Source organism: Rhodopseudomonas sp. P1, assembly GCF_039642825.1.
GTDB lineage: Bacteria > Pseudomonadota > Alphaproteobacteria > Rhizobiales > Xanthobacteraceae > Rhodopseudomonas > Rhodopseudomonas palustris_H.
On the sequence record NZ_CP088006.1, the window covers coordinates 1,117,896 to 1,138,192 of the forward strand.

The 20,297-nt window shown below is 64.7% G+C and carries 18 protein-coding genes and 1 riboswitch; of the genes, 13 read left to right on the top strand and 5 right to left on the bottom strand.

The window, feature by feature from the left end; genetic code table 11:
• Window positions 1-15 precede the first annotated feature (15 nt).
• Window positions 16-807, bottom strand: coding sequence for an IclR family transcriptional regulator (locus LRC39_RS05210; protein ID WP_346296549.1), 792 nt, complete (start codon window positions 805-807; stop codon window positions 16-18).
• A 359-nt stretch (window positions 808-1,166) separates the two neighbouring features.
• On the opposite strand from LRC39_RS05210, the gene LRC39_RS05215 reads away from it, so the two are divergent.
• From LRC39_RS05215 to LRC39_RS05245, 7 genes are all read left to right on the top strand, one after another.
• Window positions 1,167-2,525, top strand: a complete 1,359-nt coding sequence (locus LRC39_RS05215; protein ID WP_346296550.1) for an aromatic ring-hydroxylating dioxygenase subunit alpha — start codon at window positions 1,167-1,169, stop codon at window positions 2,523-2,525.
• A gap of 31 nt (window positions 2,526-2,556) precedes the next feature.
• Window positions 2,557-3,987, top strand: a complete 1,431-nt coding sequence (locus LRC39_RS05220) for a glutamine synthetase family protein (RefSeq protein WP_346296551.1) — start codon at window positions 2,557-2,559, stop codon at window positions 3,985-3,987.
• Between the two features lie 46 nt (window positions 3,988-4,033).
• Window positions 4,034-5,206: an ABC transporter substrate-binding protein gene (locus LRC39_RS05225; RefSeq protein WP_107343156.1), complete on the top strand. Its 1,173-nt coding sequence runs from the start codon at window positions 4,034-4,036 to the stop codon at window positions 5,204-5,206.
• Between the two features lie 210 nt (window positions 5,207-5,416).
• Entirely contained in the window at window positions 5,417-6,283 is an 867-nt protein-coding gene (locus LRC39_RS05230) for a branched-chain amino acid ABC transporter permease (protein ID WP_107343157.1), read from the top strand.
• Window position 6,284: 1 nt separating this feature from the next.
• Window positions 6,285-7,283, top strand: coding sequence for a branched-chain amino acid ABC transporter permease (locus LRC39_RS05235; protein WP_107354399.1), 999 nt, complete (start codon window positions 6,285-6,287; stop codon window positions 7,281-7,283).
• On the top strand, window positions 7,280-8,044 hold the full coding sequence (locus tag LRC39_RS05240; RefSeq protein ID WP_107354400.1) for an ABC transporter ATP-binding protein: 765 nt from the start codon (window positions 7,280-7,282) through the stop codon (window positions 8,042-8,044). Before LRC39_RS05235 ends, LRC39_RS05240 begins: the two co-directional genes overlap by 4 nt.
• A complete protein-coding gene (locus tag LRC39_RS05245) occupies window positions 8,025-8,738 on the top strand; it encodes an ABC transporter ATP-binding protein (RefSeq protein ID WP_107357399.1) in 714 nt (237 codons plus the stop codon). The genes LRC39_RS05240 and LRC39_RS05245 overlap by 20 nt, the downstream gene beginning before the upstream one ends.
• 19 nt (window positions 8,739-8,757) lie before the next feature.
• On the opposite strand, the gene LRC39_RS05250 is transcribed toward LRC39_RS05245, so the two are convergent.
• The gene (locus LRC39_RS05250; RefSeq protein WP_346296552.1) at window positions 8,758-11,295 is read right to left on the bottom strand and encodes an HWE histidine kinase domain-containing protein; all 2,538 of its coding nucleotides are present in this window, start codon (window positions 11,293-11,295) and stop codon (window positions 8,758-8,760) included.
• A gap of 254 nt (window positions 11,296-11,549) precedes the next feature.
• On the opposite strand from LRC39_RS05250, the gene LRC39_RS05255 reads away from it, so the two are divergent.
• Window positions 11,550-12,290 carry a Crp/Fnr family transcriptional regulator gene (locus LRC39_RS05255; protein WP_107354402.1) on the top strand — a complete coding sequence of 247 codons (741 nt, stop codon included), beginning with the start codon at window positions 11,550-11,552 and terminating at the stop codon, window positions 12,288-12,290.
• 15 nt (window positions 12,291-12,305) lie between these two features.
• Here the strand turns inward: LRC39_RS05255 and LRC39_RS05260 are convergent, their stop codons facing one another.
• Window positions 12,306-13,037, bottom strand: a complete 732-nt coding sequence (locus LRC39_RS05260; RefSeq protein ID WP_346296553.1) for a Crp/Fnr family transcriptional regulator — start codon at window positions 13,035-13,037, stop codon at window positions 12,306-12,308.
• Window positions 13,038-13,214: 177 nt separating this feature from the next.
• On the opposite strand from LRC39_RS05260, the gene LRC39_RS05265 reads away from it, so the two are divergent.
• Together LRC39_RS05265 and LRC39_RS05270 are read left to right on the top strand one after the other, a co-directional pair.
• Window positions 13,215-13,790 (top strand): histidine phosphatase family protein, encoded by a 576-nt coding sequence (locus tag LRC39_RS05265; RefSeq protein WP_346296554.1) that lies wholly within the window; start codon window positions 13,215-13,217, stop codon window positions 13,788-13,790.
• A gap of 52 nt (window positions 13,791-13,842) precedes the next feature.
• A riboswitch (cobalamin riboswitch) is annotated at window positions 13,843-14,041 on the top strand.
• 192 nt (window positions 14,042-14,233) lie between these two features.
• The gene (locus LRC39_RS05270; RefSeq protein ID WP_011156527.1) at window positions 14,234-14,569 is read left to right on the top strand and encodes a cysteine-rich small domain-containing protein; all 336 of its coding nucleotides are present in this window, start codon (window positions 14,234-14,236) and stop codon (window positions 14,567-14,569) included.
• 63 nt (window positions 14,570-14,632) lie between these two features.
• On the opposite strand, the gene LRC39_RS05275 is transcribed toward LRC39_RS05270, so the two are convergent.
• Both LRC39_RS05275 and LRC39_RS05280 read right to left on the bottom strand, forming a co-directional pair.
• Window positions 14,633-15,778, bottom strand: a complete 1,146-nt coding sequence (locus LRC39_RS05275) for an acyl-CoA dehydrogenase family protein (RefSeq protein WP_346296555.1) — start codon at window positions 15,776-15,778, stop codon at window positions 14,633-14,635.
• A 163-nt stretch (window positions 15,779-15,941) separates the two neighbouring features.
• Window positions 15,942-16,385: a MarR family winged helix-turn-helix transcriptional regulator gene (locus LRC39_RS05280; RefSeq protein WP_107343166.1), complete on the bottom strand. Its 444-nt coding sequence runs from the start codon at window positions 16,383-16,385 to the stop codon at window positions 15,942-15,944.
• A gap of 159 nt (window positions 16,386-16,544) precedes the next feature.
• Here LRC39_RS05280 and LRC39_RS05285 point away from each other — a divergent pair, with 159 nt between their 5' ends.
• From LRC39_RS05285 to LRC39_RS05295, 3 genes are all read left to right on the top strand, one after another.
• Complete coding sequence (locus tag LRC39_RS05285) at window positions 16,545-17,729, top strand: substrate-binding domain-containing protein (protein WP_346296556.1); 1,185 nt, start codon at window positions 16,545-16,547, stop codon at window positions 17,727-17,729.
• 160 nt (window positions 17,730-17,889) lie between these two features.
• A complete protein-coding gene (locus LRC39_RS05290; protein WP_346296557.1) occupies window positions 17,890-19,404 on the top strand; it encodes an amidase in 1,515 nt (504 codons plus the stop codon).
• A 32-nt stretch (window positions 19,405-19,436) separates the two neighbouring features.
• Window positions 19,437-20,294: a branched-chain amino acid ABC transporter permease gene (locus LRC39_RS05295; protein WP_346296558.1), complete on the top strand. Its 858-nt coding sequence runs from the start codon at window positions 19,437-19,439 to the stop codon at window positions 20,292-20,294.
• Window positions 20,295-20,297 lie beyond the last annotated feature (3 nt).

Sequence of the window (20,297 nt, forward strand, 5' to 3'; positions counted from 1 at the left end):
ACGCGGTCGGCGTCCTCACATCATCAGCGGCTTCGCTTCTTCAGCCATCGCCTGCAGCAGCGGCAGGAAGCGGTCGATCATTTCGCCGGTGGTGATGCGGTCGACATGGGCGCCGATATTGGCGGCGGCGACGATCGTGCCGTCATAGCGCCGGATCGGCACCGCGACCGAACGGAAGCCGGGCTCGGCTTCGCGGTCGACCAGCGAGTAGCCCTTGGTGCGATCGGCGATGATGGTGGCGATCACCGTCTGCTTGTCGGTGATGGTGTCTTCGGTCTGCTTGGTCAGCGTCATCGCGCCGACCGTCGCGGTCAGCTCGTTATTATCAAGCCGGCTGAGCAGCACGCGGCCGACCGAGGTGCAGAACAGCGGCAACCGATAGCCGAGATCGATCCCGGCCGAGAACACCCGCGCCGGGCTGGCCCGCGCCACGAACACCGCGTCGTCGCCGTCGAGAATCGCCAGCGAGCAAACTTCCTTGGCGCTGGCCGACACCCGATCCATCAGCGGCTGCAGCACCGCGCTGATCTGGTTGGACGCCAGATACGCCGACGCGAGACCAAGCACACGCGGCGTCAGCGCAAACAGCCGGTCGTCGCTGCTGACATAGCCGGCGCTCTGCAGCGTCAGCAGGATCCGCCGCGCCGTCGCGCGCGGCAGGCCGCACGCCTTGGCGACATCGCTCAGCGTCATCGGCCGCTTCTCGGAACCGAACGCTTCGATCACCCGCAGGCCGCGCGACAGACTTTCGATGAACTCGGCACCCTCGCTTGGCGCATCGTCGGCAGTTCGTTTCAGTTTGGGCATGCGGGTACTTCGGTATGGGGATGAGGCGAGGCGCTGACGGCAGGCGCCGCGACCTTTGAGCGCTGAGCTATACGATTGTTCGTTCAACGAACACAAGTTCGCCAGCGAGTTAGGCGGCTGCCATCCTCATAGGCACGGAACGCGGAGAATTTGTTCTTGCCTGAAATGCTCTTTAGAGGCAGTTTCATTCTAAACGAACGAATGTTCGTCTATTGAACGTTTTGTCGCGCAGGGCGGATGATGGTCAGGATCAATTCGAGCGGCTATGGCACCGGCCACCTGCTGCGCTCGCTGACCCGCGATCGCTCCTGCGCTCACAACAAGCGGCCCGCCGAGGCTGCGCGAAGGAGGCCAACGCCATGATGAGCCAGGAACAGAATGATCTGATCACCCGGGTCGGACCGGGGACGCCGTGCGGCAAGCTGATGCGCGCCTATTGGCAGCCGGCGGCGCTGGTCGACGAGCTGGAGGGCGAGCGGCCGATCAAGCCGGTGCGACTGCTCGGCGAAGACTTCGTGTTGTTCAAGGACGAGACCGGCCGCTACGGCCTGATCGATCGCGATTGCCCGCATCGCGGCGCCGATCTCGCGTTCGGCCGGCTGGAGAACGGCGGCCTGCGCTGCGCCTTCCACGGCTGGCTGTTTGATGTCGACGGCAACTGCATCGACACCCCCGCCGAGCCCGCCGGCTCGCCGCTGTGCAAGAACATCAAGCAGCGCGCGTTTCCGGTGGTCGCGAAGGGCGGCATCCTGTGGGCCTATCTCGGCGCGGGCGAGCCGCCGGCTTTTCCGGAGATCGATTGCTTCATCGCGCCCGACACCCACGTGTTCGCGTTCAAGGGCTTGATGGAATGCAACTGGCTGCAGGCGCTGGAGGTCGGCATCGATCCGGCGCACGCCTCGTTCCTGCATCGCTTCTTCGAGGATGAGGACACCTCGCAGGCCTACGGCAAGCAATTCCGCGGCGCATCCGCCGGCAGCGATCTGCCGATGACCAAGGTGCTGCGCGAATACGATCGCCCGATCATCAATGTCGAGCACACCGAATACGGCCTGCGGCTGATCGCGCTGCGTGAGATCGACGACGAACGTACCCACGTTCGCGTCACCAATCAGCTGTTCCCGCACGGCTTCGTCATCCCGATGAGCACCGAGATGACGATCACGCAGTGGCACGTCCCGGTCGACGACACCCACTGCTATTGGTACGCGATTTTCACCAGCTACGCCGCGCCGGTCGACAAGGTGAAGATGCGCGATCAGCGCCTCGAACTCTACGAACTGCCGGACTACAAGTCGCGCCGCAACAAGACCAACGATTACGGTTTCGATCCGCACGAACAGGCGACCGCGACCTACACCGGCATGGGTCTCGACATCAACGTGCACGACCAGTGGGCGGTGGAGTCGATGGGCGCGATCCAGGATCGCACCCGCGAACATCTCGGACAAAGCGACAAGGCGATCATCCAGTATCGCCGGCTGCTGCGGCAGGAGATCGAAAAGGCCGCCACCGGCGCCAAGCCGCTATTGGCGCTCGACGAGGCTGCGGCCCGCGCGATCCAAGGGCCGGCCACGATGGACGGCATCGGCCCGAGCCGCGGCTGGGAAACCTATTGGATGGAGGTCGACGTCAAGCGTCGCCGCGGCGCGCCCTGGGCCGCGCCGGTGCCGTCCGAGATCGCGGCGAAGGTGCCGCATCTGACGGCAGCGGAATGAGACGGCGCGGCAACGGATCGAGGATCGAACGTTGAGTCTGGTTGAGAAGTACGGCCTCTGGTCCGACGAGCAGATCGAAGCAGCGGCGCGGGTACGGCGGATCGCCGAAGAACAGGGGCTCGAGACCATTCGGTTCTCGTTCCCCGATCAGCACGGCATCCTGCGCGGCAAGACGTTGATCACCGCCGAAGCGCTGAGCTGTCTCGACAGCGGCGCTTCGATCACCACCACGATGCTGTGCAAGGATACCTCGCACCGCACCGTGTTTCCGGTGTTCAAGGCCGGCGGCGGCTTCGGCATCAAGGAGATGGAAGGCGGCGCCGACGCCATCATGCTGCCTGATCCGACCACCTTCCGTGTCCTGCCTTGGGCGCCGAAGACCGGCTGGGTGCTGTGCGATCTGTATTTCGGCAATGGTCAGCCGGTGCCGTTCGCAACGCGCGGCCTCTACCGGTCGGTGCTGAAGCAACTGGCCGACCGCGGCTACGATTACATGGCCGGGCTCGAAGTCGAATTCCACGTCTTCAAGCTCGACGACGTGATGATGTCGCCGGAGCATGCCGGCCAGCCCGGCGAGCCGCCGGCCGTCAGCCTGCTTTCGCACGGCTATCAGTATCTCACCGAGCAGCGCTACGATCAGATCGAGCCGGTGCTCGACCTGATCCGTCACGACGTGATGGCGCTCGGCCTGCCGCTGCGCTCGATGGAAGTCGAGTTCGGGCCGAGCCAGTGCGAATTCACCTTCCAGCCCACCGTCGGGCTGATGCCCGCCGACCTGATGGTGCTGTTCCGCAGCGCCGTGAAGCAGATCTGCCGCCGGCATGGTTACCACGCCACCTTCATGTGCCGGCCGAAGATACCCAACGTGGTGTCGTCCGGCTGGCATCTGCATCAGTCGCTGGTGTCGCGGACCGACGGCAGCAACGCCTTCGTGTCGCAGACCGAGGTGTTGTCCGATCTCGGCAGGCACTATCTCGCCGGTCTGTTGCACCACGCCCGCGCCGCGACGGTGTTCACCACGCCGACGATCAACGGCTACAAGCGTTATCGCTCGTATTCGCTGGCGCCGGACCGGGCGATCTGGGGCCGCGACAATCGCGGCGTGATGATCCGCGTCCTCGGCGGTCCCGGCGACCGCGCCACCCGGATGGAGAACCGGGTCGGCGAGCCGGCGGCCAATCCGTATCTGTATATGGCCTCGCAGATCCTGTCCGGTCTCGACGGCGTCGATCGCAAGCTCGATCCGGGTCCGTCGGCGGACACGCCCTACGAGACCCAGGCGGACTTGCTGCCGAAGTCGCTGCGCGAGGCGATCTTCGCGCTGCGCGACGATCCGTTCTTCCGCACCACGATGGGCGACGGGTTCATCGACTACTACACCTTCATCAAGAATGCCGAGATCGAGCGTTTCCAGGCGGAAGTCACCGAGTGGGAGCAGCGCGAATATTTCGAGATGTTCTAGCGATCAGCGGCACCAATTTCGTCAGCCAGAGGAGAGGAAGCACAACATGAAGGGACTTCGATCGGTCTGCGCGGCTGCGGCCTTGTCGTTCGTCGCGGCAGGCGCCCACGCCGACACCATCAAGGTCGGCGTGATCGGCACCATGTCCGGGCCGTACGCGCTGTTCGGCCAGAACTTCAAGATGGGCATCGACGCCTGGGTCGCCGAGCACGGCAACAAGGTCGGCGGCCACACCGTCGAGTTCGTCTATCGTGACGAGGTCTCGCCCAATCCGGCGCAGTCCAAGGCGCTGGCGCAGGAGCTGATCGTCAAGGAGAAGGTGCAGTACATCGCCGGCCTGTACTTCACGCCGAACGCGATGGCGGTGGCGCCGCTGCTGCAGGAAGCCAAGGTGCCGATGGTGGTGCTGAACGCGGCGACCTCATCGATCACCGAAAAGAGCCCCTACATCGTCCGCACCTCGTTCACGATGTTCCAGAACACCGTGCCCGCCGCCAAGGTCGCCAAGCAGAAGGGCGCCAAGAAGGTCGCGATCGCGGTCAGCGATTACGGTCCGGGCATCGACGCCGAGACCGCGTTCAAGAAGACCTTCGAGGCCGAAGGCGGTAGCGTCGTCGAGGCGATCCGGATGCCGCTCGCCACCACCGACTTCGGTCCGATCATGCAGCGGATCAAGGATTCCGGCGCCGACATGATCTTCACCTTCCTGCCGGCCGGTCCGCCGACCCTCGGCTTCGTCAAGGCCTACATCGACAACGGCCTCAAGGCGGGCGGCGTCAAGCTGATGTCGACCGGCGACGTGGTGACCGAGCCCGATCTGCCGAACATCGGCGATTCCGGCATCGGCATCCTGTCGACCTACCACTACGCGGTGTCGCACGACTCGCCCGAGAACAAGGCGTTCCTGGCCCAGCTCGAAAAGGGCGGCGCCAAGCTCAGCGACGTCACCATGACCTCGGTCGCGGCCTATGACGGTGCCCGTCTGATCTACAAGATGATCGAGGCCACCGGCGGCAAGCAGGATCCCGAGAAGGCGGTCAAGGCTGTCGAAGGCATGAAGTGGACCAGCCCGCGCGGCCCGGTGTCGATCGATCCGACCACCCGTCACATCACCCAGAGCGTGTATCTGCGCGAAGTGGAAAAGAAGGACGGCAAGCTGATCAATAAGGAGATCGAGACCTTCAAGGATCAGCCGGACTGGGGACTTGTTAAGCAGTAAGCCGAAACTTTGAGCCCTTCGCGCCTTCGTTCGTGACTTGGCGCGGAGGGCTCCGGTCGACTATAGCGTTTTCGAACAAAGCGGATCGTGGTCCTCTTGAAGAAAGCGCCTGACGTTCAACGGTTAGCGCGCCCAGTGAGTCGGGAGTGAGATTGTGAAGGCTGGATCGAAGCGAACGGCATCGACGGCGTCCGCGCCAGCGGCCCTGTGATGAGGACGATTCTCGGAATCCTGCCGGACGCACTGGCCTACGGCATGGTGCTGTTCACGATCTCGATCGGCCTGTCGATCATGATGGGCTTGATGCGCGTGGTCAATCTCGCACACGGCGCGTTTGCGATGATCGGCGGTTACCTCGCCTCGTTCGCGCTGACCTCGCTCGGCGTATCCTATCCGATCGCCATCCTGATCGCGGTGATCGGTGCCGTGATCATCTCGGTGCCGTTCGAGTTTCTGCTGTACCGGCGGATCTATCGTCGCTCCGATGAACTGACCCAGATCCTGCTGACGATCGGCATCACCTTTTTCATCGTCGGCATCGCCAACTACATTTTCGGTCCAACCTCGAAGCCGATCCCGCTGCCGGAGATGCTGAAGGGGCCGTTCGATCTCGGCTTTCGCATGATCCCGGCGCACCGGCTGTTCGTGATCGGCTGCGGTGTCGTCACCGCGGTGGCGTTGTGGCTGATGATCGAGAAGACCGAATTTGGCGTCAGGCTGCGCGCGGCCGTCGACAACGGCGATATGGCCGAGGCGCTCGGCATCCGCACCCAGATCGTCTATTCGGCGACCTTCGCGCTGGCCGTCGGGCTCGCGGCATTCGGCGGCGTGGTCGGCGCCGAGCTGCTGCCGGTCGAGCCGTTCTACGCGCTGCGCTACATGGTGACCTTCCTGGTCGTGGTTTCGGTCGGCGGCGCCGGCTCGGTGACCGGTGCGATGGCGGCGTCGCTGCTGCTCGGCCTCGCCGACACCACGGGCAAATATCTGGCGCCGGAGTTCGGTGAGTTCTTTTTCTATGTCGCGGTGATCGTGATCGTTTACGTGTTCCCGCACGGCCTGTTCGGAAAGGCGCACTAGGATGGCGACCTTGTCCGTCACCGCTGCGCCGTCGGCCTGGGCCGGTCTTCGCAACGACCTGATCGCCGCGGCGGTGATCGCCGCGCTCGGAGCGATCGGATATTTCGTCTATCCCGACGACCTCGCCTTCCTGATCCGGGTGATCGGCCTCGCGTTCCTGGTGATCTCGCTGGATCTCGTCACCGGCTATTGCGGCGTCGCCACGCTCGGCCATGCGGCGCTGTTCGGCGTCGGCGCCTATGCGGCCGGGAATTTCTGTCTCGCCGGCGTCACCGATCCGATCCTGATGCTGCTGGTCGGCGCGCTTGCCGGCACGGCCACCGGGCTGGTCTCGGGCCTGCTGGTCACGCGCTTCCGCGGTCTGCCCCAGCTCGTGCTGTCGATCGCGTTCGGTCAGCTCGTCGCCGCGCTCGCCAACAAGCTGTCGTCGATCACCGGCGGCAGCGATGGCCTGGCCGGCATCTCGCCGAGCCCGGTGTTTGGCATCTTCAACTTCGATATGTTCGGCCGCACCGGCTACGTCTTCTCGGTGATCGTACTGCTGGTGACGATGGTGACGCTGCTGCGGTTCGCCCGCTCGCCGTTCGCGCTGATGTGCCGTGCCATCAAGGACGACACGCTGCGGACGCGGATGATCGGCGTCTCGGTGTATCCGCGGCTGGTGGTGATGTACTGCGTCGCCGGCGCGGTCGCCGGTCTCGGCGGTGCGCTGACGGCGATCAATACCGGCGTGGTCGGGCTCGACAGCGTCGGCTTCGAACGCTCCGCCGAAGCCCTGATCATGCTGATCCTCGGCGGCGCCGGCAATCTGTGGGGCGCGTTGATCGGCGCGATCCTGTTCGAGCTGTTTCACCACTACGTCTCGACCGCCAGCCCGTTCCACTGGATGATCCTGGTCGGCGTGTTGTTGATCGTGGTGGTGCTGTTCTTCCCCAAGGGGCTGGTCAACGAAGTGACCCGGCGGATCAGCGATTTCCGGCAGGCGAGGGCGGCGCGATGACGACCTTGCTCGAAGTCCAGCACCTGTCGAAATCGTTCGGTGGCTTGCGCGTCACCGACGACGTCTCGTTCACGCTGTCGAGTGGCGACCGGGTCGCGCTGATCGGGCCGAACGGCGCCGGCAAGACCACGCTGGTCAATCAGCTCTCCGGGGATCTGGCGCCCTCCGACGGCCGTATCCTGCTGGCGGGCCAGGACGTCACCACCGCGTCGATCCCTGAGCGCGTCCGCGGCGGCTTGGTACGCACCTTCCAGGTAACGCGGCTGTTCACCAGCCTTACGGTCGCCGAGAACGTCGCGCTGGCGGTGATGCAGCGCCGCGGCCTGACCAAGCGGATGTTCTCCTCGGTGATGGACAAAGCCGACGTCCGCGACGAGTGGCAGAGCGTGCTCAGCCTGCTCGGCATCGGCCATCTGGCGGCGACGCCGGTGACCAAGCTGGCTTACGGCCAGCAGCGGCTGCTCGATCTGGCGATCGGTCTCGCCATGAAGCCGCGGGTGCTGGTGCTGGATGAGCCGGCGGCCGGGGTGCCGCACGACGAGTCGCCGCGGATTCTCGAGGCGATCGGCCGGATGTCGCCGGATATCGCGATCTTGATGATCGAGCACGACATGGACCTGGTGTTCAAATTCGCAAAGCGCGTGCTGGTGCTGGCGAATGGCGCGCTGATCTTCGAAGGCACGCCTGCCGAGGTGAAGGAAAACGACGCCGTCCGTGCGGCCTATCTGGGAAACTATGCCGATGCCCGCCGCACGTCTTGAGGTTCAAGGTCTCGCGGCGGGCTACGGCTCGGTGAGCATCCTGAGCGACATCAGCTTTGCAGTGCCGGCAGGCGGGCGGCTGACCGTGCTTGGCCGCAATGGCGTCGGCAAGACCACGCTGCTGGCGACGCTGATGGGACTGACCACCCACAAAGGCGGGACGGTTCGGGTCGGCGAACGCGAGGTCACCGGGCTGAAGACCTATGCGCGGGCCGCCGCAGGCCTCGGCTACGTGCCGCAGACTCGCGACGTGTTTCGCTCGCTCACCGTCGAGGAAAACCTGTTCACCGGACTGAAGGGCCGGCCGCGGTCCGAACTCGACTCGGTGTACGCGATGTTTCCGCGGCTTGCGGAGCGCCGCAACCATGGTGGCATGCAGCTCTCCGGCGGCGAGCAGCAGATGCTGTCGCTGGCGCGCACGCTGCTCGGCAAGCCGACCGTGCTGCTGCTCGACGAACCGCTCGAGGGCCTCGCGCCGGTGATTTGCGATCAGCTGATGGAGACCATCGTCAAGCTCGCGCAGTCCGGCGAGATGACCGTGGTGCTGGTCGAACAGCAGATCGAGCGCGCGCTCGACTTTGCCGACGACGTGCTGGTGGTCGAGCGCGGCCGCATCGTCTGGCGTGGCCAGGCGGCGGAGTTTAGGGCCGATCGGGAATTGGCCGACCGCCTGCTCGGTGTCGGTATCGGCTGAGGCCGGGGCGGGAAGCTCGTCAGCCGCGGGCGTCGAGCATCGCCGACAGGGCGCCGCGCAGCGACTCGATCGAATATGGCTTGCGCACGATCGGCAGGTCGCGCATCCGCTCCGGGATCATCGCAGTGTCGCCGTAGCCGGTCGCGAACATGAACGGGATTCCGAGCCGCTCCAGTTCGTCGGCGACCGGCAGTGAACTGCCGTTGCCGAGATTGACGTCGAGGATCGCCAGCGTCGGCGGCCGCTGTGCGATCGTCAGCAGCGCCTCTTCGGCGGACGCGACCGAGATCACCGACTTTGCACCGATCGCCCCGAGCATTTCCTCGGCATCGAGCGCAATCACGAGCTGATCTTCGACCAGCAGGATCGCCGCATTGGCGATATTCAGCGAACTGCTGTCGACGCTCGCATTGTTCGGCTGCGGGCTCGACAGCCGCTGCAGCGACTCGGTGACGAACTGGCCGGGAATGCCGAGCTTGGCGACGACACCGCCCGGCGTGTAGTCGATCTCGCTCCAGCCGCCGAGATCGAACGGAATGCTGCGGCTCAGCAGCACCGTGCCGAAGCCGTGCCGGGTCGGCGGCCGGACCGGCGGACCGCCGCTCTCGGTCCATTCGATGTCGCAGCGGCCGTCGTCGCGCACCGACCAACTCACCCGTAGCCGGCCCGATGATCGCGACAGCGCACCGTACTTCGCCGCATTGGTGGCCAGCTCGTGCAGCACCAGCGCCAGCACCGAATAGGCGCGGGAATCGAGGCCGACGTCCGGGCCATCCAGCGTGATCTGAGTGGCCGGGTAGGGTGACAGCTCGGCGCGGATCAGATCGAGCAGCGCGCCGCCGCCGTCGGACCGCACCACCTGATCGTGCGCGAACGACAGCGCCATGATCCGCCCGCGCAAGGCCGAGGCGAATTCCTCCAGCGATTTGCCTTCGCCGGCCGGCTGGTTCACCAGCGATTTGATCAGCGCCAGGATGTTCTTGACGCGGTGATTCAGCTCCTCGTTGAGCACGCGCTGGCGCACTTCGGCCTTCTTGCGCTCGGCCGAGAGAATTTCGCTCTGTCGCAGCAGCACTTCGCGCAAGCCGACCTGGATGGTGGCTGCGGTGTCGCGATCATCCGCGCTCCACGGGATCGACTGGCCTTCGACCTGCTCTTTCCAGATCGAGAAACTCTTGCGCGGCGTCAGCCGGTCGCCCAGCGGTCCGGTGTCGTAGGTCTTGTTCGGATCGCCCGCCCAGTTCAGCGTCTGCACCTGCTCCTTGCGGAAAAATAGCAAGTAATCGCCGGCGGTCTGCGACAACGGGATCGCCAGCATGCCGGCGGCCGCACCCGCATAGTCGGTCGCCGCCGCAATCCGGTCGGCGAGGGCATGGGTGGCGACGATCTCGTTGCCGGCCCGGCCGGTGAGCAGATACATGATCGACGGCAGCGCATTCGCGGGCGGCGTCGAACCATGCGCGGTCCAGACGCCGTTCATCCACAGCCCGACGCCGTCGCTTGGAATCAGGTCGGCAATGCGCGGGAGATTCGCGCGCAGGAAGTCGTCGACCGAGGCATCGAACGACATCTGGCTGGTCAGCGCATCGAGCGTCCGGCGGGTGCGCAGCGACGACTGGAAGCGGCGCTGGTGATGGACCGCGGTGAAATGCAGCGAGAAGAAATCGGCGAACATTTCGGCGGCGACGCGCTGGGCCATCGGCACCACGCGCGGCTCGTAGTGATGGCAGGCGATCAGCCCCCACAGCGTGCCGTCGATGATGATCGACAGCGACATCGAGGCGCTGACGCCCATGTTGCGCAGGTATTCGAGGTGGATCGGCGAGACGCTGCGCAGGTGTGCGAACGACAGATCGAGCGCGGCGCCGGAGGCATCGCGCTCCGGCACGATCCGGCTGCTGTCGCCGCGCGAATCCGAGATCACGCGGATCGCGTTCTTCAGATACAGCAGTCGCGCCTGCTGCGGGATGTCGGAGGCCGGGAAGTGCTGGCCGAGAAAGCTCTCGAGGTCGCTGCGCTTGGCCTCGCCGATCACCTTGCCGGATCCGTCCGCGGCGAAGCGATACATCATCACCCGGTGATAGCCGAGCATCGCCTGCAGATAGCGCGGCACGCGCGCCGCCATCTCGTCGAGCGACTTCAACTCTTTGGTGCGTGCGATGATCTGCCGCGTCAGCCGCAGCGGGTTGTCGGCCTGGTCGGCGGCCGCGGGCTCGAATTCGATAATCGAGGTGCCGTCGTGATGATGCAGCGAGACGTCGAAGGTGCGTCCGGTGCCGCCGTCGTGCCAGCCGAAGATCAGCGCCGGCCGCTTCGGATCGGACGCCTGCGCCAGCGCGTTGCGCAACGTGTGTGCCTCCGTCTCGCCGAAGTAATCGGCCAGCAGCTCGCCGACCCGCGGCGTCTCGCGGCCCAGGATCGTGCCGGCGTTCTCCGAGATGCGCGTGATCCGCACGGCTTGCGAGTCGCACGCCAGCAGGCAGCCCCGCGGCTGAATGCTGCCGGGGATGTGGATCGGCTCGCGATCGCAGGAGGTGAGGTCGACCTTATGCGGCATGGCGTGACCTCCGCGTCGTCGCGGCGCACGGTGCTACACGCCTGATCTCATTTGAGCGATGAGCAGAAGCAGTCGTCGATAGGATCGTTGCGCCTACAGCCAATGGGTGCCTTACGGTGTGGGGAGGGGCGAGCTGACAAGCCGTCCACCGGGCTAAGGCTGGAGACACTCGCAACGTGCCTCGCTTGGACGCTGGAACCAATGTAGCCGCAGCGCATTATTTGTTCCGTTCACTAGTAGACAGAGGAACAGCCGTGATCGCCTCTTCTGAGCGGCCCAACAACAACTTGTTGCGAGCACTGAGCCCAAGCGATTTCGAGCTCGTGCGTCCGCATCTGAGGTGCGAGACCCGGGCCGCCGGCGATCTGTTGTATCGCCCCGGCGATCACGTTGGCAGCGCGTTCTTCCCGTGCGGGCCGAGCCTCGTCTCCTATGAGGTGACCGACGGCGACGGCCGCGGCGTCGAGACGGTGCTGGTCGGGCGCGAAGGCGCGGTCGGCGGCATCGTCAGCTCCGGTTTCCTGCCGGCGTATTGTCTGATCGTTGTCAAGTTCGAGGGCCCGTTCGTCCGCATGCCGATCCTCAACATTCAGGCCGCCAAGGATCGGTCGCCGAGCTTCAAGGCCTTTTTCGCGCGCTACGCCGACTGTCTGATGGCGCAGATGTTTCAATCGACCGCGTGCAACGCGATCCATTCGATCGAGCAGCGCACCGCGAAGTGGATCGCGGCGGCGATGGACCGCACCGGCGACAGCATGGTGCCGCTCACCCATGAACAGCTCGCCGCGATGATGGGCGTCGGCCGCAGCTACACCAGCCGCGTGCTGCAGGCATTTCGCCAGGAGGGCATTCTCACGACGCGGCGCGGCGCCCTGATCGTTGACGATGCCGATAAGCTGCGGTCGCGGGCCTGCCGCTGCAATGATGCGGTGAAGGAGCACTTCGACGTGGTGCTGCGCGGCGTCTATCCCGAGCCGGACGACGCTGCCGCGTAGCTTCGCCGGAGCGCCTCAGCGCGCCGGTGCGCGCTTCAGGTGCAGGTAGCCGGGATCGAATTCGCCGATCTTGGCGAGCCCCTGCCAGTTGCGGATCGTCAGCACCCCATAGCGGAAGTCCATCGTCTTCGACGCCCGCAGCGACGAGATGGTGCGGTTGACGGTCGCGATCGCCATGCCCAGCGTGTCGCCGAGCTGGGCGAGGCTGATCGGGAGCTGCATCGAGTTACCGTCGGTCAGCTTCGAGACCTCGGCGCGGTAGAACAATTCGCAGAACAGGTGCGCCATCCGCGCCTTCATCGTCCGGGCCGAATTGTTGGTGATCGCTTCGCGGAAAATCGCCGCGTCCACAAGGGTTTCGCGCCAGATCGCAAAGCCGAGCCCGGGCCGGGCTTCGAACATCCGCAGGATCTCCCGATGCGGGATGATCGCCGTCACCGCGTGCCCAATCGCACACAGCGAATGATCCATCCGCTCCAAAAAAACCCCCTGCGCATCCGGCAGGTCACCGACCATGTGAAACGACAGGAATTGGCGGCGGCCGTTTCGCTGCAAATGATACCGTCCGACCATGCCTTCGACGACGAGCGCGGCGCCCTTCGGCGTTTCGCCTTGGCGGATCAGATCCTCGCTGCTCTCGAGCTCCCGCAGCGTAAAACTCAAATTGCGGATCGCGGTGAGGTCATCGGCCGACAGACGGGAATGCTCGCGCAGTTTGTCGATCAGCACGCGATGGACATCCTTCATGGTCCGCCTTTCAAGTTAGATCATCTGATAGGGTTGATGGAACTTGGGGGCTTCAACTCCGAGAGGCGGCAGAGGTTGCTATTTTTTTGGACGCCGGGCGGTAGCGGTCGTCGTCGCTTGCGAGGCATGGCTCCGACGTGCTCTGTCGGACGGATCATGACTGCGCGAGGATGACCGATGAGCGACTTCAGCCGGCTGTGGCTGGTGCGGCATGCGCCGGTGGATGGGCCAAAGGGCGTGATTCACGCTCCCGACGCGCCGGTCGATCTCGGCGACACTGCGGTGCTCGCTGCGCTCTGCGAGCAACTGCCGCACGATGCGACGGTGGTCGCAAGCCCCAGCCGGCGCACGCGCGAGACCGCCGCAGCACTCCGCTTCGATGCGATGCTCGACCCCGATTTCCGCGAGCAGGATTTTGGCAGCTGGACCGGGCGCCGTCACGACGATCTGTCGCGCGAACTCGGCCCTACCTACGATGCATTCTGGCAGGATGCGGCGCGCTTGGCGCCGCCGGGCGGCGAGAGCTTCGTCGATCAGATCGAACGGGTGCGGCGCGGTCTGGCGCGGCTGCCCGGTGGTGACGTCGTGCTGGTGGTACACTCCGGCACCATTCGCGCCGTGCTGGCGATTGCCCTTAAGACATCCCCCGAGGCTGCGCTGAGCTTTGTGATCGATCCGCTGTCGCTGACGCAGATCGACCGGCTGGGCTCGTCCGGTTGGCGGATCGTCTGGGTCAATCGCGTAGTCGGTTAGGCTGGCCGTTTAGAACGAAGCCTTTTTGCTTGCACAGGCTGCAGCCCCGTGCTCTGGTTTTGACGTCTTCGGTGCCTCGCGTGCGAGGTGAAACTGGGAATACGGTGCGGTGTTTTTCGCCAAATCCGTAGCTGCCCCCGCAACTGTAAGCGGATCTGTCCGGATCATATGCCACTGACGCCATCGGCGTCGGGAAGGCGATCCAGACGACATCCGTGAGCCAGGAGACCGGCCGAAGACGGAAGCATCTAACCGATCGACGGCGGGTCGAGAGCGGAGCAGCGATGACCGAATTCTCTTAGCAGGCAAAGCCGCGCGCGGCGCAGGAGCAGCGTCACGCGACGCTTGGCATCGCCTAGCACTCATCCCCCTTCAATCAGAATCAGCCACAGCGCCGCTGCGATCGAGCTGGCGGCCCATTGCTGCGGCGCGAGGGAACGGTCATGGAGCCGAAAGACACAACGACCAACGAAGCCTTTAAGGGCTTCACCAACGAGGCCTGCCCGTTTCTGCCGTGCCATCGCGGCGTCGAGCGGGAATTCAACTGCCTGTTCTGTTACTGCCCGCTGAGCGCCTATCAGTGCCCCGGCCCCTACAAGACCTTCGTCGATCGCAATGGGCTGACGCGCAAGGATTGTTCGGACTGCACCCTGCCGCACAACGGCTATCGGCGCTCTTGGAATTTTATCCAGCGCTGGCTGGAGCGGCCGGTGCCATGGGATAGCCAGCCCCAGGATCCGCGCCGTCTCAAGCGCGAAGTCTCGGAAAGCGGCGACTGAACACTGCCGGCGCCTCCGCACCGCTGAATTGCAGCAGTAGCGGAGGCGCCTGCATTGTTCGCGTTAGAGCGAGCGAGCGATCAGCAGCTTCATCACCTCGTTGGTGCCGCCGTAGATCTTCTGGATCCGCGAGTCGATGAACATCCGGCCGATCGGATACTCCTGCATGTAGCCGTAGCCGCCGTGCAGTTGCAGGCACTCGTCCACGGTCTCGACCTGCTTCTGCGTCGTCCACCATTTCGCCATCGAGGCGGTGACGGCGTCGAGATTGCCGGCGATCAGCTGCACCAGGCAGTAATCAACGAACACCCGCGCGATGAAGGCTTCGGTCTTGCGCTCGGCGAGCGCGAAGGCGGTGTTCTGGAATTCGATGATCGGCTGGCCGAAGGCTTTGCGTTCCTTGGTGTAGTCCGAGGTCAGAGCGACCGCGCGTTCCATTGCCGCCACCGCGCCGATCGCGATGATCAGCCGCTCCTGCGGCAGCTGCTGCATCAGCTGCACGAAGCCCTTGCCCTCTTCGCCGCCGAGCAGGTTCTGCTTCGGCGTGCGGGCATTCTCGAAGAACAGTTCGGAGGTGTCGGAGGCGTGCAGGCCGATCTTGTCGAGGTTGCGGCCGCGCTTGAAGCCGGGGTTGTCCTTGGTCTCCAGTACGATCAGCGATAGCCCCTTGGCGCCTGCGCCGCCGGTGCGGGCAACCACGATGATCAGGTCGCAGTTCTGGCCGTTGGTGATGAAGGTCTTCTGGCCGTTGATGACATAGTCGTCGCCATCGAGCTTGGCGGTGGTGCGCACGCTCTGAAGGTCCGAGCCGGTGCCGGGCTCGGTCATCGCGATTGCGCCGATCAACTCGCCGCGCGCCATGCCGGGCAGCCAACGCCGCTTCTGCTCTTCCGAGCCGTAGTTGAGGATGTAGTGCGCCACGATGCCGCTCGACACGGTGACGCCGGACAGCGCGTCGGGGACGATCTTCTCCATGTCCTCATAGACCGCGGCATCGTAGGCGAAGCTGGCGCCGAGCCCGCCATACTCTTCCGGAACGCTGGGCAGCAGCGCCCCCATCTCGCCGAGCTTCAGCCAGGCCGAGCGATCGACCATCTTCTGCTTGCGCCACTTGTCGCCATGGGGTGCGAGGTCCTTGGCGAGGAATTTGCGAAACTGGTCGCGGAACGTGTCCAGCTCTTCGGTCATCCAGGGTGATCGGTATTCCATGTTTCCTCACTCGAATGGGCGGCCGCTTGGCACGGCGCATCGCCCGCTGATCTAAGCCAGTTCGGCGGTGCAGGATAGACGTTGCGACCGCCGTATCTTGCGGCGTGTCGCTGCAGGCGGCTGCGCTGTTCGCAGCCGCAGCATCCGCGACGATGGAGGGCGCTCAGGTGGCGCTGTCGATCAGGCTTTCAAGCAGCCGCTTCAGCTCGGCAGTGGCCTTGTCGCCGTAGTTTTCGGCGATATGCGCCTCTTGGCTCAGCGCCAACGTATTGAGACGCTGGGTCAGAGCTTTGCCGCGGTCGGAGGTGTACATCAGCACCTTGCGGCGATCCTCCGGATCCTGGACGCGATACACCAGCGAATCCGAAACCATTCGGTCGATCATCTTGGTCAGGGTCGGATGATTGAGCAGCACCGCCTCGGCGAGTTCGCCCATCGAATGGCCCTTGCCGTCGGACAGCACCTTGAGGATGCGCCATTGCTCGACCGGCACCCCTTCGCTGCGTAGCCGTGCTTCGAGCTGGCGGTTGATCTCCCGATTGGCCTGCGCCAGCAGATAGGCGAGGTGCTCGGTGATCGGCGGATTGCGGGTCGGCGATTTGGCCACGATGAGACTTTATCGTTCCGTCTGAGTGAATCGGATGCGCAGTTTGCTGCATCTATATGCACAGCAATCCTTGAAGATTCAATATTTTCGAATAGCATCGATCGTCGAACCCGGGGAGGGGACTTCGGCGGGGATCACCCGCACCAGGCAGGAGAGGGCGTGCTTTCGGCTGTCGATCTCGGACATAGTGGCGCCTATGGAGTGCCGCCGCTCGGTTTTCTCGAGCGCGGCGCGCTTACCGATGCGCGTTGGGTGGAAGGGCCGGGAGACGGCGGCGGCGCGGCCTCGCGCCGCGCACGCAACAAGCTTCGCGTTGCGAATTTCGTCACCTTCCAGGGCTCGCCTGGGCTGTGGGGGCCGGCCTCGACCAATGCGGCGCTGCTCGCGGCTGCGGAAATCAACAAGCGCGGCGGCATCCTGGGCCGCGAGGTCGAACTGGTGTTCAGCGATGCCGGCGGTCCGATCGAGGACGTCGCTCGGCGGGTCGCTCTGGCGGTCGACTACGACGACGTCGATATCGTGATGGGCTCGCACATCAGTGCAGTGCGGGTAGCACTGCGGAACGCCATCCGAGGTCGCGTGCCCTATATCTACACGCCGGTCTATGAAGGCGGCGAGCGTGCTCCCGGCGTGATGGCGATCGGGGAGACGCCGCGCTGGCAGAGCCGGCCGGCGATCGACTGGCTGGCCCAGGAGAGAAGGGCGCAGCGCTGGTACCTGATCGGCAGCGATTACGTCTGGCCATGGCTGTCGCATCGCGCTGTCAAGAAGTACATCAAGGAGGCGGGCGGCAAGGTGGTTGGTGAGGAGTTCGTGCCGCTCGGCGAGGACGATCACGAACGGCACCTCGACCGGATTCGCGCCGCTCGACCCGATGTCGTACTGATTTCGCTGATCGGCAACGACAGCGTGACGTTCAATCGTTCCTTCGCCGAAGCTGGGCTTTCGAGCCATATCCTCCGGTTGGCCGGTGCGATGGACGAGACGGTGCTGCTGGGCATCGGCGCGGACAATACCGAGAATCTGTTCTGCGCCTCGGGCTATTTCGGCTGCTACGACTGCGCTGCCAATGATGCGTTTCGCGATTCTTATCGCCGGATGTTCGGGGCGACCGCGCCGCCGATCGGGTCGGTCGGGCAGTCCAACTATGAAGGTTTGCGATTTCTGGCGACGATTGCCGAAAAGGCGCAGACGCTGCAGGCCCGCTCGCTGCTGCAGGCAGCGCGCAATGTTGTGTACCAGGGCGGCCGCGGCGACGTGACGATCAGGGACGGCCGTGCACGGATGACGATGCACCTTGCCGAGGCCGACGGCCTGGATTTCAAGCTGCTCCGCACCTTCTAGACGGCGCCACTCGCGTTCGCGCTATTCAGTCGCAAAATAATACTTGAAACGGAAAATATTTCCGTATGTATTATCGCTGTGACGCGGCGCCGTTCGCGCGAGCCGCTCCAGGCCTTCCCCGGGCCGCATCGCCGATCCGCCTACGCGCAGGAGAATGATCTTGGCCGTTTCGCTTCCCACCCCGACGCAGCTTCTCGAAGTCGCCGATCAGTGCGGCCTGTCGCTCACCGACGAGGACATCGTCTCGTTTCGCGGGCTGATGCAGCCGTCGATCGATGCCTACAATGTTGTTGCGGCGCTGCCCGACGAAGTGCCCTTGGTGAAGTACCCGCGCACGCCCGGCTACACACCGGGCCCGGACGAGAACCAGCGTAATGCCTGGTATCGCAAGGCGAGCGTGCAGGGCGCGTCCTCAGGCAAGCTCAAAGGCAAGACGGTCGCGCTGAAGGACAACATCATGCTGGCCGGCGTGCCGATGATGAACGGTTCTTCGACGCTCGAAGGCTACGTGCCGGACTTCGACGCCACCGTCGTCACCCGTATCCTCGACGCCGGCGGCGAGATTCTCGGCAAGACGCATTGTGAGCATTTCTGCATGTCCGGCGGCAGCCACACCGGCTCCAATGGCCCAGTGCACAACCCGCACAAGATGGGCTATTCGGCCGGCGGCTCGTCCTCAGGTAGCGCTGTGGTGGTGGCGCTGGGGGAGGCCGATATGGCGATCGGCGGCGACCAGGGTGGCTCGATCCGGATGCCGTCGTCATTCAGCGGCACCTATGGCATGAAGCCGACCTGGGGTCTCGTTCCTTACACGGGCATCATGCCGATCGAGATCTATGTCGATCACACCGGGCCGATGACGGCTAACGTCGAAGACAACGCGCTGCTGCTCGAAGTGCTCGCCGGCGACGACGGTTACGACCCTCGTATCCGCGCACCCAAGGTGCACGAGTACACCACGGCGCTCGGCCAAGGCATCAAGGGCATGAAGATCGGCATCGTCCGCGAAGGCTTCGAGCAGCCCGGCGGAGAGCCTGCAGTGAACGAAAGCGTCCGCGAGGCCGCCAAACGCCTCGCTGGTCTCGGCGCCACCATCGAGGAAATCTCGATCCCGGCCCACAATCTGGCCGGCGCGGTGTGGATGCCGATCGGCACCGAGGGCATGACCCAGACCATGATGGTAGGGGATGGCTACGGCCTCAGCCGCCCGGATCTTTACTCGACGACGCTGATGAAGGCGCATCGCGGCTGGCGCGGCCAGGCGGACTCCCTGTCCGAGACCACCAAGATGATGCTGTTGCTCGGCACCTATATCAACAACACCTTCGGCCCGCGTTACTACGGCAAGGCCGTCAACATCTCGCGGCGCATCACCGCCGCCTACGATGCGGCGCTGGCAAATTTCGATCTTCTGCTGATGCCGACGACGCCGATGAAGGCAACGCCGTTGCCGGCACCGAACGCCCCCCGTGAGGAAGTGATCGGTCGCGCATTCGAGATGATCACCAACACTGCGCCATTCGACATCACCCATCATCCGGCGATGTCGATCCCCTGCGGCATGGTCGATGGCCTGCCGATCGGCCTGATGCTGGTCGGCAAGCACTTCGATGAACCGACGATCTACCGTGCGGCTCATGCGTTCGAACAGTCGGGCGACTGGAAGACGATGTAGCACGCGCGATGCCCGTCAGCCGGTAACGCCGAATGGAAAACCTGTTCGCCGCCCTGTTCGAAATCCTGAGCTTCGGGTCCATCGTCGTGCTGGTGGTGCTGGGGCTCGGGATCATCGCCAGCATGATGGGCATCTTCAACTTCGCGCAGGGGGAGTTCGTCCTGCTCGGTGCCTACGTCACCTACCTGGCCCACACCGCCGGCCTGCCGGTCTGGACCGGCATGGTCGCGGCGCCGTTCGTGGTCGGGGCGTTCGGATTGATGCTCGAACGGCTGATCGTGCGGCGGTTCTACGCCGCGCCGATCGTGGCGATGCTCGGTACCTATGCGCTCGGCCTGATCATCCGCGAGATCGTGCGCGGCCTGATCGGTGGCCTCTACATCTCGGTGCCGGAGCCTGTCGGTGGTTCGATCACCATCGGTGACATGCATCTGTCGACATGGCGGCTGGTGATCGTGATCGTCACCGCGCTGGTGATGATTGGAAGCTATCTGCTGTTGTCGCGCACCTCGTTCGGCCTGCGGGTCCGCGCCTCGCTTGAGAACCCGGCGTTGGCGCGTGCCTCCGGCATCTCCACCAACGCAATCTATGGTGCCACCTTTGCTTTCGGTGCGGCACTGGCCGGCCTCGCCGGCGCCCTGATCGTTCCGGTGTTCTCGCTATTCGCCGATCTCGGGCTGCGCTTCCTGATCCAGGGCTTCATCGCCGTGATGGTCGGCGGCGTCGGGTCCTTCGCCGGGCCGGTGGCCGGCGCCGGCATCATCGGCACGCTGTCGGCGGCGCTGCCCTGGGTGATCCAGCCGGTGATCGCCGACGTCCTCGTGTTTGTGCTCGCCATCATCTTCATCAAATTCCGGCCGCAGGGCCTCGTTTCGGGAAAAGGGATCTAGCCT

Excerpts from the sequence above, each read along its gene's own strand:
- LRC39_RS05230 (WP_107343157.1), top strand. The coding sequence starts at position 5,417 with ATGAGGACGATTCTCGGAATCCTGCCGGACGCACTGGCCTACGGCATG.
- LRC39_RS05235 (WP_107354399.1), top strand. The coding sequence starts at position 6,285 with ATGGCGACCTTGTCCGTCACCGCTGCGCCGTCGGCCTGGGCCGGTCTT.
- LRC39_RS05295 (WP_346296558.1), top strand. The coding sequence starts at position 19,437 with ATGGAAAACCTGTTCGCCGCCCTGTTCGAAATCCTGAGCTTCGGGTCC.
- LRC39_RS05260 (WP_346296553.1), bottom strand. The coding sequence starts at position 13,037 with ATGAAGGATGTCCATCGCGTGCTGATCGACAAACTGCGCGAGCATTCC.
- LRC39_RS05215 (WP_346296550.1), top strand. The coding sequence starts at position 1,167 with ATGATGAGCCAGGAACAGAATGATCTGATCACCCGGGTCGGACCGGGG.
- LRC39_RS05240 (WP_107354400.1), top strand. The coding sequence starts at position 7,280 with ATGACGACCTTGCTCGAAGTCCAGCACCTGTCGAAATCGTTCGGTGGC.
- LRC39_RS05245 (WP_107357399.1), top strand. The coding sequence starts at position 8,025 with ATGCCCGCCGCACGTCTTGAGGTTCAAGGTCTCGCGGCGGGCTACGGC.
- LRC39_RS05275 (WP_346296555.1), bottom strand. The coding sequence starts at position 15,778 with ATGGAATACCGATCACCCTGGATGACCGAAGAGCTGGACACGTTCCGC.
- LRC39_RS05250 (WP_346296552.1), bottom strand. The coding sequence starts at position 11,295 with ATGCCGCATAAGGTCGACCTCACCTCCTGCGATCGCGAGCCGATCCAC.
- LRC39_RS05265 (WP_346296554.1), top strand. The coding sequence starts at position 13,215 with ATGAGCGACTTCAGCCGGCTGTGGCTGGTGCGGCATGCGCCGGTGGAT.
- LRC39_RS05270 (WP_011156527.1), top strand. The coding sequence starts at position 14,234 with ATGGAGCCGAAAGACACAACGACCAACGAAGCCTTTAAGGGCTTCACC.
- LRC39_RS05225 (WP_107343156.1), top strand. The coding sequence starts at position 4,034 with ATGAAGGGACTTCGATCGGTCTGCGCGGCTGCGGCCTTGTCGTTCGTC.
- LRC39_RS05210 (WP_346296549.1), bottom strand. The coding sequence starts at position 807 with ATGCCCAAACTGAAACGAACTGCCGACGATGCGCCAAGCGAGGGTGCC.